The 15,578-nt window shown below is 41.7% G+C and carries 1 protein-coding gene; it reads left to right on the top strand.

The window, feature by feature from the left end; all coding sequences use genetic code 11:
• Nucleotides 1-75: 75 nt before the first annotated feature.
• The gene (locus FOC45_RS08430) at nt 76-15,432 is read left to right on the top strand and encodes a T9SS type B sorting domain-containing protein (protein ID WP_155846655.1); all 15,357 of its coding nucleotides are present in this window, start codon (nt 76-78) and stop codon (nt 15,430-15,432) included.
• The last annotated feature ends 146 nt before the right edge of the window (nt 15,433-15,578 follow it).

Raw genomic sequence — 15,578 nt, 5'->3', positions numbered from 1 at the left:
ACCATTAACCAACGATTGATTACCAAAGAATTAAATAGTTAAAAAAATATCTAACTCCCAAATATATAGTATTATATGAAAAAAATATTACTATTACAATGTTTCTTTTTAGCAGCTTTTTTGACTGCTACAGCGCAATCATTTAACGAACGTTATAAGACCACTCTCAAAGGGAATATGATAGTGGTAGGGAACTCTATTCTAAATAGAGGAGATTCTCGTCCTGCTAATACTCCTTTTAATGATTGGAAAGCAGATAACTCTAAGAGAAATTTGGAGTATACTAATGTAGACCAAGCTAACACACGCAATTCGAGTTCTGCAAGAGTTAAAAATCCTAACCCTTCTTCAAGTTGTGGATTAACAGTAAAGAAAGCTTATCTTTACTGGGGGGCGGCCTATAAACCTGATAATGTAACAGGGGCTAATAGACTAACAAACCCTGTGCTTGACCCTTCGAAGTTTAACCAACTACGGTTTAGACAAGGCAATGGTACTTACCACAATATTACGGGTACTATATTGCATTCTGATGGAGGAGCAAATCCTACTGGTCGTTCACAAAGTGCTTATGCTTGTGTGGCTGATGTAACGCAGTACGTAACTAGTATCAATAACGAGACTTTTACGGTGGCTGATATGCAAGCCCCATATGGGAATGAAACCAATGGCAATGGGTATGCTGCAGGATGGACACTCTTTATTATTTATGAAGACACTACCAAACCTGCGAGAAATATTACTTTGTTTGACGGCTTTTCTGTAGTAACAAGTAATAATAGTCCAGAGATTAAGGTGTCTGGTTTTACTACAGTACCTTCACCACTACCTGTAAATGCTAAGATAGCTTTTGCAGCGTTAGAAGGTGAGTCTTATTTGGGAGGAGATGTACTTAAGATAAAAACTAATAAAACAGGAAGCCCTGTGGTTATCACGGCACCTGGTCGTGAAGATAGCCTTGTACAAAATGGATGTTATTGGAATCCTTATCCGATAAGAGTTACTTGTAATGAGGCTGTTAAAAGTAACTTTTTCAACAGTTCCATAACAGATGAAAATGGTGTAAATACTGACCGTAATCCTGCTTCTACTAACCTGCTTGGGTTTGATGCAGGTATCTTCGATTTGCAGAATAATGGAAATTCTATTATAGGTAATAATACTACAGAAGCCTCTTTTTACCCTTCTACTACGCAAGACGTGTTTTACCCCTTTATGTTTGCCTTTAATGTAGAGGTTATCACTCCGCAAATTGTAATGGAGAAAAGAGCGTACGACTCTAATAATAATGATATTACAGGAGCTACTAATATAAAGGTAGGTTCTTCAATTCGCTATGAAATAAAATTTAAAAATATAGGGAATGATGATGCTAAAGATTTAGTGATTAGCGATGTGTTGCCTGCAAATTTAGAGAATAATGTAAGCAATGTAACTCTACCTACAGGAGCAACTCGTACTTTTATAGCAGCTACACGTACCCTTAAAGTAACCATTCCTGATAATTTGGTACAAAAAAGTAATAACCCTGCAGAATATACTATTTCATTTGTAGTAAAAGTAACGGGAGATTGTACTCAGTTTAGAGATGCGTGTTCTAATGTGATATCCAACCAAGCATTTGCTAAGTATAAGGGGGTGAAGAATCCTACAGAGCGAGAATCGGGTAGTTACAGCAATACGACCGCTTGTGGGGGAGGCAAGGAAGCTCCGTCTATCTTTACTATATCTGATGACTTCAATAATAAATGTGTATACAAAAAGACAGAAAAACTTTGTCAGCCTACCATTACGCTAACGGCAGGGGCTGGTTTCGATACTTATGTGTGGACAACCGCTACTGGTACTATAGTAGGTGCTGCTAATGGGCGCAGTATAGTAGCCTCTTCACCAGGGGTGTATAAGGTTACTAAAACCAAAGCGGGCTGTACTACTATGAAAGAGGAGTTTACTGTACTTAGCAATGATGCAGATGCCGACCACCCTATAGAGAAGATGATACAACAAGGGTTAAGTGGTCAGATATATGTATGTTCTTCAACCGGTAGAAAATACCCACAAGTATACCTATGCGGTAAAAATGCTTCTTTAGACCTTACTGTTACTGTTAACAATGCTGAGAGATTTGAATGGGAGAAACGCGGGAATTGTAATAAACCAGTACCGCAAGACTGTCCGGCAGACCTTAGTAGCTATGGTTGTAGTTGGACATCGATGAATGTAGTAAACGGTACGACTACTACACAGAAATTTACAGAAGCGGGCGACTATCGTCTTACTGTTACTTTCCAAGGAGGCTGTGTGTCTACTTATTATTTCCTTGTTACTAAGAATCCACTTGAACCTAAAGTAACTTGGACAAATGAGGTATGTACTACTAAAGGGAAAATAACTGTGACAGACCCTACTACTATGGGTTATCAGTTTGCACTGCTGAAGGGTACGACTACAGTAACTAACTGGCAGACAGGGAGAGAGTTTTCAAACTTAAGTGCAGGTATCTATCGAGTGCTTATCAAACAGACGGTAACCTCTACTACTCAAAAGCCTTGTATCTTTGAGATAAGCGATATAGATGTGAAAAAGGTAACCCCAGTGCTTAGTGTGTCTACTGAGAAAGCTCTTTGCTATGGTAGTAACGCTACAATGACTATTAATCTTACTAATCCTCCTTATAACCCTTATACTATAAAGGTGCGTAAGGACAATGCTTCGGGGGCAGTACTCTTTACGCGTACATCTACAGGTAATGCAAGTCAGACTACTCAGGTGGTATTGGGTAACTATTTTAGAGCAGGTAGATATTATGTAGAGGTAATTAATAATCAAGGATGTGATATTAAGCAAGTAGTAACTGTAGCTGAGAATACCCCAGTAGGTATTACAGCTAGTGTGCTCAAACCGATTACACCTTGTGCACCAGGGGTGATACGTGTAACAGGTACAGGAGGAGAGAAAGGACAGTCATATGGATTCCGTATGAATGCGGGGACACTTATGTATAACTACACCGGTAATTACTACGATTTTTCGGTAACTACCCCAGGTACTTATGCTTTTGCGGTAGTAGATAGGTATGGTTGTACTACCACTACTACAGCGGTTATCACTCAGCTGACAGCCCCTACTGCTACAGCAAATTATCAGATAACCCAATGCGGTCAGCAGATACAAATATATTTTACAGAGCCACAGAGTGTACATTCTTATACCTATCAATACGCTTTGGTAGGCAAGACACCACAAGGTACACGTACTATTACAGGGCTTACTGCTAATACTACTTATACGCCTACGGTACTATATACTATCAACGGGCAAACGTGTACGCTCACCTTATCGGCTATCACTATTCCAGATTTAACCGCTACTGATAACCTTATTGCTTCAGCAGGGGTTGAAAAGTTGGTAGAATGTGGTACGGGGGCTAATGCCGGCAAAGCTTTGGTACGTTTTGCTAACGTACAAGGAGGGGTACCACCTTATGAATATAGTTTTGATGGAGGTGTTAATTTTGGTACCGCTACCCAAACGTGGTTAGCACCTGGTACTTATCAATTGGCAGTAAGAGATAACTACGGTTGTAGAAGAGATAATATCACCGTAAAAGTAGATAATAAGATAGCGGAACCTACTTTTAGTACCACTCTTACTTATAACTGTGAGGGTAAGGCAACTGTGAAAGTAAACAGCAGCAAGGGGACTACCTATACCTATACTTATCAGGTAGATGGCGGTACTCCACAAAATAGTGATACCTTTACAAACCTTGCTGTGGGTACCCATACTATTGTGATACAATATGCTGATGCCAACCCTCCTAGTAAGAATGTACTCTTCTTAGAAGATTTTGGGGCGGGTACTACCCACGTAAAAACTCCTTATATAAATGACTCTTATGTTTTTGAACCTCAAGATGGTAGTACTATCTTATATAATCGTGCTGGAGTAGGTAGAGCTAATCCGTATGGACCTACTGTAAATGATGGTGAGTATACAGTAGTAGATAAAATGCGTCCAAACCTATGGGGTGATGACCCAGTAGACCATACAGGGAAAACTAATGGTCGTATCTTGTTTGTAAATATAGGTAGTTCAGCAGGGGTAGCGGGTATATTGTATCAACGTAAGATGACGGATATCATCCCTAATAAACCAATACAATTCTCTATTGCTCTTTACAATTTAATAAGGGGTGATGGACATACTACGGCTGCTAACGACCCTAATATCAAGTTAGAACTTTATAGAACTGAAGCCGATGCCTTGGCACAAACCAATATATTGGCTTCTAATAACATAGGTTTTATACCTAAACATGCTAATGTAAATGACTGGAAAGAGTACAAAGTACAGCTAAATCCAGGCAATAATACCACTCTTTATGCGGTAGTGCGTTCGTTTAGCAATGAACATAGTGGTAACGACTTGGCAATAGACGATATTTACTTATACCAAGAGCCAGAGGCTTGTCCGTCTACTTATACTACTACAGTGGTAGTGAAAGATAATCAAGCATTTGGGGTACAAACTAATACACAGAAAGTAACCAATGCCAAATGTTATGGAGGTACGGGTACTTATCAGATAGCAGTTAAGAACCCACAAAATACGACCTACTATGTACAGAAAGATAATGTAGGAGCTTTTGTACCAGTTACTGACGCAGTTTATAAATGGGAAAATATACCAGTAGGAGCCCATACCGTAAAATTCCGTGGGGAGCTTAACAATTCTAATTGTGAGTTTACGCGAACCTTTACGATTACTCAGCCAGCAGTTCTTACGCTTAGTTTAGATGCGAGTAAGTCAGACACATATTTGGCTTGCAACCCAGCTACGGCACGTGTAACGATGACAGCAACAGGAGGTACCTTACCGTATAGATATGCTCTTTATAAGGGAACGGCTACTATTAGTACAGCACAAACTAGTCCTCAGTTTACTCTTACTCAAACAGGTACTTATAGGGTTATAGTAACAGACGCTAACGGTTGTCAGCAAAATAATAATTTCACTATTATTAATGCTCCAGTCCTTACTCTTACAGGCACTACTGATATAACTAATAACAATTACTGTATGAGTAGTGCTACGGCAGGCAAAGTACAGGTGAAAGTAACAGACGCACAAAATATAGGTACCTCGCCTTATACATTCTTTCATAACGGCACGAGAGTAGCGAGTCAGACGGCAGCTGTTTATACGTATACCAACTTACAAGTAGGGGTTCACACCTTTACAGTAGTAGATAAATACGGCTGTACGGCAAGCTATACTACCGAAATAAAGAGAATGATAACGGTAGCCGGAGCTGCCGGAGCGGTAGTGGCTAAGGACATTACTTGCCATAGTGGTAATGCGGCAAAAGGAGAGATAACCTTGAAGATAAAAGATGGTTATGCACCTTACACTTACATAGTGAAGAATGCGGGAACGAATGCAACTGTACAAACACAGCAAAACGTACCTACCAATAGGATAGCGACTTACAAGACTGAGATAGCAGGAGCATATAGGATAGAGGTAACAGATAGCAAAGGCTGTACAGTAAGTGGTACAGCTACGTTAACAGCAGCAACTAACCCTACGATTACATATACAGCTACAGCAGTAGTGTGCTATGGGGCTAATGATGGTACTATTTCATTAACTATCAGTGGAGGTACGGCACCTTATAAAGTGAAATTAGATAATGGAGCAGTACAAAATGTAACAGGCAACCAACATCGTTTTGTAGGAGTAACCTCAGGTAGCCGTGTAGTATATGTGACTGATGCGCGCGAGTGTAAAGCACAAGTAACGATAAACATAACATCGCCTGCGGCACCGCTAAAAGGATTTGCGGTAGTATCGCAACTAATAGGTTGTGGAGATGGTAATGTAGCTACTAAGAATAAAGCGCAAATACGTTTTACGAATGTAACTGGGGGCTATGGAGACTATAGTTATAGATATGATGGCAATTTTACTACCAATTCAGAAGGTTGGTTGCCAGCAGGCACGCATACTGTTACAGTAAAAGATAAAGGAGGCTGCCAGTTAGATATACCGGTAGAAGTGCCAGAACGTATAACGCCACCAACAGGCACAAGCTATACGATTACCACTTATGATTGTGAAGGCAAGGGAACGATACGCATTAGTGGTTTGCCTAATACGTATAATTATACTTATATTATAGATGGTAAGACAGCTACAGGTACAACGGCTACTATTACAGGTTTAGCCCCAGGTAGTTATACAATGACGATTAAGTATACACAAGGAGCAGCATCATGTCCACAAGAAATAGTTAAGACGGTAGTGATACCTAGTGGACAAGAGTTTAAGTCGAGTGTAGCGAGTCAGACACAGGCTTCTTGTAATGGATTAAGAGGCAAGGCTACCTTTAAGCTGGAGAATTTACGAGGTGGTAGTTATCAGGTATCTGTAGAGAGTACAACGCGTACAGGTACGGGTTATACTACTTATGTACAATCGCCTACCTTTGAGGTAGATAATCTCAGGGCAGGGACTCATACCATTACGTTCAACTATAGACCATCGGGCTCAGGAGGTAAGACTTGTGCGATACAAGTACCTGTAACGATTACGGAGCCAGCAGCATTAACTCTTACCTCTACGGTAGAGCAGGTAGCGATGTGTTCAAACAATTTTAAAGCGCGAGTAAAACTAACTGCGGGTGGAGGTAATGGAGGTTATAATTATACCTACTTAGTAGGAGGAGTGGTAAAAGCAGGTCCACAAAGCAGCAATATTTTTGCAGCGGTAGCTACAGGCACAGCGACTTTCGAGGTAAAAGACAGCAAGGGTTGTGTAGAGACAATTACCACAGTGATTGCTACCCCGCGTACGGTAAGCCTTACCTTGCAGGCTACGGACTGCTATGCGGGCGATAGTCAAGGGGTAGTAACTGTAACGATAACAGATGGTAATGGAGGTTATAGTGTAAGGCTAAACAATGGTGCTACGGTATCGCCTAGTACAACAACGGTAACACATAGTTTTAGAGGCTTGACACAGGGTAGCTATAGTGTAACGGTAACCGACCAATACGGTTGTAGTGCGGTATCAAATATCATTATATACCCATCGTTAAACTTCAGAGTAAAGACTACGCAGCAATCGGCTTGTGGTAGCAATGCTAAGATAGAAGTGATAGCGAGCGGAAGTGGTATAGAATACGCGTTTAGGAAAGCAGGTACCCTAACACCGCTTTCGTATAGTGGTACGAATAATGTAACCCCATCGGTAGGTATTACTACCGAGACATGGGAGGTATATGTGAGGGCAGGTAGATGCGTGAAGACACAGACGGTAACCCTTGCACGGGTAGCGGCAGCAGACTTCACGGCATCGGTGAAGACACCTACCTGTGTAGGAACAGGTACGGGCGAGATAGTGCTTAAGGATTTTGTAGGCGGTACACCTTTTAGTGTAGGGGTTACGCGTCCGGGCGGTAGTACCGTTACCCAAACAGGAGTATCGGGTACTTATACAGTAACTAATGCGATAGCAGGTGTATATACGATAACAGTGAAAGACGTATACGGCTGTAGTAGTGTTCGTACGCTTACGATAGTAGATAAACCAAGTTTAGCGAGTGCAACCTTAGAGGTAGATACGAGTGTAGCTTGTCCAGGAGTAGGTAATCCTACGACTTTAAAATTGAAGTTTGATCAGGCGACCTTTAACGCTTATAATACGGACTCAGATGTATGGTATAGAATAGGATCAGGAGTATGGACAAAAGTAACCTCAAGTACCACCAATATGGGTGCGCACCCAAGTTTCTTACCAGGTAAGACTGTTAGTATTACGTATAAGACTACCACTAAGGGAGGTACAACAACTATTTGTACTACAGAAGTATTAGATAAGATAGTACCAAATAGTTTAAAAGACGTTGTAATAACGGTACAGACAAATATGAATGCCTTTGCTAGTGGTTGTACAGGTTTAACACAAGGAATGGTGGCAACGGTAACAGCATCAGCAGGAGGTACGGGTAATTTAGAGTTTTCAATAGATAATAACCATTGGGTGGCCCCAACGCCAGCCACAGCAAGAACGTATGTGTGGAAGAACCTAACCCCAGGAAGAACCTATAAGTTCTATGTACGCGATGCACAAGGCTGTATAGCTGAGGCAGAGGGAGATATTTACAGTGGTACTACTGAGCCTGCGATGCAGGTAGGGTTAACGGCAAGACCTTCTTGTGCTGGCATATCTAACGGAGAAGTATCATTTACTATTAAGCGTAAGAATAACTATCACTTAGGTAATATACTAACAGGCACTTGGCGATTGTATGAATTACCTAATCCTCCGGGAGCTAATAGGGCAGGAACACCAACGGTTTATACGGGAAGTGTAAATATGGCAATAGGGGTTTATGAGCAAACGGTATCAGCCTTTACAGTACCAGCAGGTAAGACCTATTATGTAGAGGTAACCGAAGGCAGTTGTAAGTGGGGCAGTAGAGATGCCGAGGTAAAACAATTAGCCCCTATTACAGCTACGGTAACTGTAAACTCAAAGGTAACGTGCGATACAGCAGGGGTAATAGAAGTGCTCAACACCCAAGGTGGAGGCGGTCAGTATACTTATACGCTTTCAGTGGTATCGGGCGGTAGTTTTATAACACCGATAGCAACGGCAAATAATCGTATAGAGATATTGCGCGATAATGTATTGAACTCTAATAATTTAGAATATCCATCAGGAGTACAGACAATAACTGTAAGAGTAGATATATCAGACCAATATTGTCCTCCTAAGATTTTAGGCAATTATGATATAGGGGTACACCCTAAGCCTAAAGTATATGAAGCAAAATATACAGGCTGTAGCAATGGTACTTTTGCTATTACGGTAACGCCAACGGCGCGAACTGTATGGGCACCAGCGACAGATATAGCAGACTATGACTACTCAATAGATGGTGGTTTACATTGGCAAGAACGTAATAATGTATTTACAGGTTTATCAGCAGGGGTATATTCTATAGTACTGAAAGAGAGAGCGACAGGCTGTGAGGGCGTTTATACGGTAACGATACACAATCCATTAGAGGCGAGTGCACAGGTGAGCAAGCCTCTGGGTTGTGGAGCAGGACAAGAGGCAGAGATTACTATTACAGTAGATAAAGGATCAGGTAGCTATATTTATGATATAACACCACCTAGTGGAGCGCTCCTTAGTGGTAATCCATTCACTGCGGTAGTAGGTAGTACAGCCTCTAAGGTAACCCACCAGATACCTTTGGGCTATATGCCAGGTATTTATACGGTAACGGTAACAGATACGAATCAGTTAAGTTGTTCTCCTACGATAGTAGTATTAACAGTGGCATCGGCTACTTATCCAGAGATAGAGGTGAGTACACGTTCGGTAACTTGTGCGGGCAGTGCTGATGGACAGCTATTTGTAGTAGAGAAGAACGCGCCTAATGGAGGAGCTTTCAGTTATGCGGTAACAGGGCCAGGAGGGGCAGTAACCTTTGATATGGCAAGTCGTTCAGCAAATAATTTAGTAGCGGGTATCTACACTATTACAGTTACCAATACGCTTACACATTGCGATAAGACGTATACGGCTACGGTCTACTCGCCAACGGGCTTGACCTTTAGCCATACGTTAATCACTACGAAAGGCTTTACTTGTTCGAGTGGTAATACGCCACGTCAGGCAGAGATACGAGTACCATCGGCTGCGATTAGTGGTGGCACAGGTTCTGTAACTATTACCTATGTAGCACCTAATGGTAGTACCGGTACGGGTAATGTATTTAATTATGGAGACCCAGCAGGAGGAGTGGTAACTATTACAATAACTGATGCATCAGGTTGTGCTACCAGCACAGTAAGAACAATAACCGCTTACGAAGGCTTAGATGCTGCCAATATAACGGTAAGCAGTACGATTACTTGTGGTACAGATACAGTAACCCTTAGTATCACCCAAACAGGAGGAGCGGCCTTTACAGCAGGTACTATTTACTACGCACAGGGAGCTACAGCTCCTACGGCAGCGATAGGTACTGCTCCTTGGCAATCGACAGGTACTTTTGCAGTAACCCCTAATGCAACGCATAAATTCTGGATAGGGCATAAAGATACGGGCTGTATGATAGATTACGATTATACTTCGCCTAATCCGAATACCTTTAGTATAGCCAAAGTAGCGATAAAGAATGTAAGTTGTAAGGGCGATAGCGATGGTACGGTAACCCTTACCTTAGCAGGAATGGTAAGTACCCATACCTATAATGTAGCTATAAGTCCATCGGCAGGAGTAACGATAAGTCCTACTAGCTTAACAGGAGGGGCTAATGTAGTGAATTTCTCAGGCTTAGCTAAGAATACTTATACGGTAACGATAACCAATCAGAATACCTTATGCGAGCAAACACAGGTATTTACGATAGCAGAACCTACGGTATCACTTACCGCTACAACGAGTGTACGTTCAATTACTTGTGCCAACAACGATGGAGAGATACGCATAGAGAATGTTAGCGGAGGCTGGGGAGCTTATCAGTACTATATAGATACGGTAGCACCAACACCTACCAGTGGCGCTTGGACAAGTACGAGCGTAAGAAGTGGTTTAGTATCGGCTACTTATCATATAGCAGTAAGAGATAACCACGGCAAGGGCTGTCAGGTAACAGTAGGTACGATAACCCTAACGGGACCAGAGACAATGAGTGGTACACTAACAGTTACCCAAGAGAATTGTGTAGCGGGTACAGGAGAGATAAGTGTACAGTCAGTAACTGGAGGAGATGGCGTGAATTACACTTACCAACTGATAAAAGACGGAGTGAAGGAAGGTATAGCCCAAGGCACGCGAACCTTTACTGGTTTGGGAGCAGGAAGCTACGAGGTAGTAGTAAGCGACAGCTGGGGTTGCTCAGCAACGCTTACAGCAGTAACATTATATGAGCCTATTAGCGGGATACAAGTAGCGATACTAAAAGAGGTAACTTGTGCGACTCCTACGGGAGCGACTTTGAGTATTACCCACCAAGGAGGAACTAATAGCCTAACATATACCCTTACTCGATTGGGAGGAGGTGTTACTACGCCAAGCAGTATACCGGTATTTACAGGAGTGCCAGCAGGTAACTATATAGTAGGAGTGAAAGACAACAAGACAGCTTGTGCTACAAAAACCACTACAATAGAAGTAACACCAGCGCTACCGGTGGCCTTTACTCATACACAAACTAATGTAAGCTGTCACGGAGATGATGATGGTAGGATAGATGTAACCATACCAGGTACGCAATCTCAAACTGACTATGTGATACAGATAGAGGGAGCAGGAGGCTTTGCAACAAGAACTGAAACGGTGAATACAACACCAAAGACGATACGATTCCCAATGCTTAAAGCAGGGGTATATACAGTAACTGTATATTCATCAAGAGCTTGTCAATCGTCAGAAACGATAACTATTACAGAGCCTGCACAGTTGGTAGTGAGCAGTACAACGGTAACGACCCACTTTAGCTGTGATGCGAATAATCAGGCGCGTCAGGCAATCGTACAAGCGATAGCAGATGGTGGGGTTACAGGTACTTATACATATAAGTTTGCGATATTTGATGGACAAAGCACCACTACTATAAATAATGGTAATAGTAATGTAGTGAGTGTGACTAGTAATGGTACGTATACCCAAACGGTAGTAGTATATGTAACAGATGCCAATGGCTGTACCGCTAATAATGTAAACAGTCCAACGGTAATACCACCGCTGAAACGTATAACATCTATTAAAGCACAGCAGACCCGTCCGATAGACTGTCAAGGGGCAGAAGCAGTAGACTTTACTATAGAAGGAGGTTCTAATCAGGGCTATATAGTGAGAGTGACAGGAGGTACAACTACGCCAAGTATCTATACGGTAACCTCAGGGGTAAGTGTTGTATCAGTAACCTTTACTGTACCAGGTTATTATGAAGTAACCGTAACTGACAGTGCTACGGGTTGTTATCGTAGTGTAAACTACGGAATAGCTAATTACGATAATATATCGATAAGTGCGGCACAAACCAAACCGGTAACTTGTGCAGCGGGCAATGATGGAGAGTTGACATTATCGATGAGAGGCTATGCAGGCAACTACACCTTTAGAGTAGTAAATGAATACGGAGTAGAGGTAGTAAGTTCTACAGCAGGTAGAAATGATACAAGTGACCCGAGAACCCAACCTATAGGAGGTTTAAGTGCAGGTAAGTACTATGTAGAGGTAACAGAAACACAGTACCCATATTGTACAAAAACCGCTACCTTAGCTACTTTATCAGGTCCATCATCAGCATTAACGGCAAGTACAACGATAACGAACCAGATAAAATGTGGTAGCGGACAAACAGGTAGCTTTATGGTAACAGCCGCCGGTGGCTGGGGCAATTATGAGTATCGCTTAACAGTAGGTACGCCAACGCCAGCAGCACATAGTGTATATGGTAATTATAGCAGTACTTCAGTGTTTGAAGGCTTGATATCAGAAACCTATACTGTATGGGTGAAAGACCAAAACGGCTGTGAGATGAGTGTAACTCAAGTTATGAGTCCGCCAGCTCCTATAGCAGCAACGGTAACTAAGACTGATGTAAAGTGCTTCAGTGAAAGAGGTGGTAGCATTACGGTAAGTGGTACTACAGGCGGTAGTGGTAACTACACGTACGAACTGTGGGAAGTAGGAGGAGCGCAAATTTACGGAGCGCAAACTAGTACGACCTTTACAGGGCTTGATGCACGAGAGTATAATGTGAAGATAGTGGACGGTTGGAACTGCGACTTGACCATACCGGTAACTATAGACGAGCCACAGGAAATAAAAGTAACGGCTTCGATAGTAAGTCCAACTACCTGCTTACAAACACAGGCAACTATACAAGTAACGGCTACGGGTGGTTCAGGAGGTTATCAGTACCAATTAGGAGGTACAACAACCTATACCACTAGCAATCTCTTTACATTGCCACCAGGTACTTATGAGTTCTACGTACAAGATGTTAATTATTGCAAATCAGCAGCATCTAATAAGGTAGAGGTAGTAGCAGTACAAACTGTAAGCTTAACGGTAAATACAGCTGATGCGTTTGTGAAATGTAATGGAGAAGCTACAGCACGTATAACCTTCTCGGCTACAGGCGGTGTAGGAGGTTATCAATATAGCTTACACCAAGGCAGTCTAACAGCTACAGCAATGACTATCTCGGCTACGCAAATCAATGCGACTGACTGGGCGTTTAGCGGCTTGGCTACAGGTACTTACTTTGTGAAAGTGAAGAGTGGTTTAGACTGCGAGGATAATAGCTCTCAGATAGATATAAGAGAAGCAGACGCTATATCAGTAACCAGCACGGTGAGCAACGTTACTTGCAAAGGCAAGAATGACGGTAAGATAACTGTAACGGCTGAGGGTGGTACCGGTACGATAGTATATGCTATTAGCCCACGTTTTGATAGGGTAGTAGAGAGCGGTGTGTTTGAGAAATTAGCACCAGGAGAATATGTAGTGAGGATACAAGATGCTAATGGCTGCCATAGAGATGAGATATTCAAAATTACAGAGCCAGATTTGATCAGAGTACGAATAGATAAGCATACTGATGAGGTTTGCTATGGTGCTAATGACGGAACTATATCAGTAACTATTACTGGTGGTACCCAATCCTACAGTACTTCAATAGATGGTGGAGCTAATTGGTATCAAGGTAAGACCTTGTATACAGGTTTAGCATCGGGTACTTATACGATAAAAGTAAAAGATGCTATGAGTTGTACTACTGAAAGTGATCCGATAACAATAAAAGGTGGAGTAGACCTACAAGCAACAGCTACAGTAGAATACAGTTGTCCATCGAATAGTGTGAATAATGCTATTAGAGTGAGAGTAAATACAGATGTAGCAGCGCAAACTACCTTTGCTTTAGACGGGGTAGCGCAAGCAAGCAATTACTTTACTTCAGTAACAGCGGGAGTACATACTATTACGGTAAGACACCAAGGAGGCTGTGTACAAACACTGACTGTAAATGTAGAGAACTATGCCCCACTTAGTAAGACGGTAAGTGTGACCCATATTACTTGTTATGGACTAACTAATGGTGAGATACAGATAAACGTGATAGCAGGAACGGGTAGCTATACTTATAGTATTACACCACAGGCAGGTACATTTAGTGGTACTAATATGTTTGTAAACTTGCCTAAAGGACAGTATACTATCCAAGTGAAAGATGCTGTAATAGGTTGTGAAGTTAGTGAGCGTATCACTATAGAAGAGCCAGATGTATTGAAATTAGGTGTAGTGAAGACAGTGACAGAAACTTGCTATCAGCAATCAGATGGACAACTTGAGTTTATGATACAAGGAGGACGCGCCCCTTATAGCTATGAGCTAAAAGACTCACAAGGTAATGTGATAGACACCAGAACGGGTATAGCTACAGGCACAACGGTATCGCGTACTAATATGGCACCAGGAACTTATAGCTTAGAATTTAGAGATGGCAACTGTTCGCAAACCCACGAGATAACGATAGCAGCAGCACCTAGTCTGCAAGCAACAGCTACTGTAGGTTTTGAATGTTCGACAGTATCTACAACAAGTACAAATCCATATATACAGATAACACTTGCTAGAGATAACAGCGATGGTTTATTAGCTACGAATACCTTGTCATACTCAATAGATGGAGGTGTAACGAAAAAACCATTTGTAGGCTATGTAAATGGAAATATGCAAGTGTTGAGAACCCAAAAGATAGAGAATGATGGGGTATATACGGTAACGTTATACTATCGACCATTAGGAATGACCTCTCTATGTTCAAGTACCTTGGCAGGAACGGTAAGTGTAACGCGTTATCCAGGCTTGGAGATATTAGATAAGACTGATCCACGCGAAATCAACAAGGTTAGAGTGAAAGTAGTAGGAGGTAATCCACGAGAGGGAGATACACCTTATTCTATAACATTCAATGGCAGTTATGAGAATGGAGAGAGTGAATATATGCTTAAGCCAACAGACCCAACGAGTCGAGTGGTGAATGGACGTATCTTTAAGTTAGTAGTAGTGGAGGCTATAGATGCTAATAATTGTAGTTCTACACTTACGATAGAGAAAGAGTATATGAAGTCAGTACCACCTGATTTCTTTACGCCTAATGGTGACGGACAGAATGACGGTTGGGATCCTGATATATACCGCAGTTATCCTAACTTAACGGTAGATATTTACGATCGTTATGGACGTTATATAAAGACGCTTCGTTCGGGTCAGGTATGGGATGGTCGTTATGAAGGCAAAGAGATGCCATCAGGAGACTATTGGTATATACTGCGCACACACGAAGATGAAGACCAACAAGAGTATATGGGACACTTTACCCTATACAGATAACAATAAAAGCAAGCACTATGAAAATAGTGCTTGCTTTTTATTTTGTTGTATATTAAGTAGTTAGTAAATTACTTAGGTTTTTTTAACACGATTTGTTGCTTAATTCAAAACTAAATACTATCTTTGCATACCTTTAACGAAATATA

Source organism: Capnocytophaga sp. FDAARGOS_737, from assembly GCF_009730375.1.
Taxonomy (GTDB): domain Bacteria; phylum Bacteroidota; class Bacteroidia; order Flavobacteriales; family Flavobacteriaceae; genus Capnocytophaga; species Capnocytophaga leadbetteri.
The sequence above is the reverse complement of the archived record's forward strand: the minus strand, read 5'-3'. Positions and strand labels throughout refer to the sequence as shown.

Bases quoted from the DNA above. Each gene is read 5' to 3' on its own strand.
- FOC45_RS08430 (WP_155846655.1), top strand. From the start codon at position 76: ATGAAAAAAATATTACTATTACAATGTTTCTTTTTAGCAGCTTTTTTG.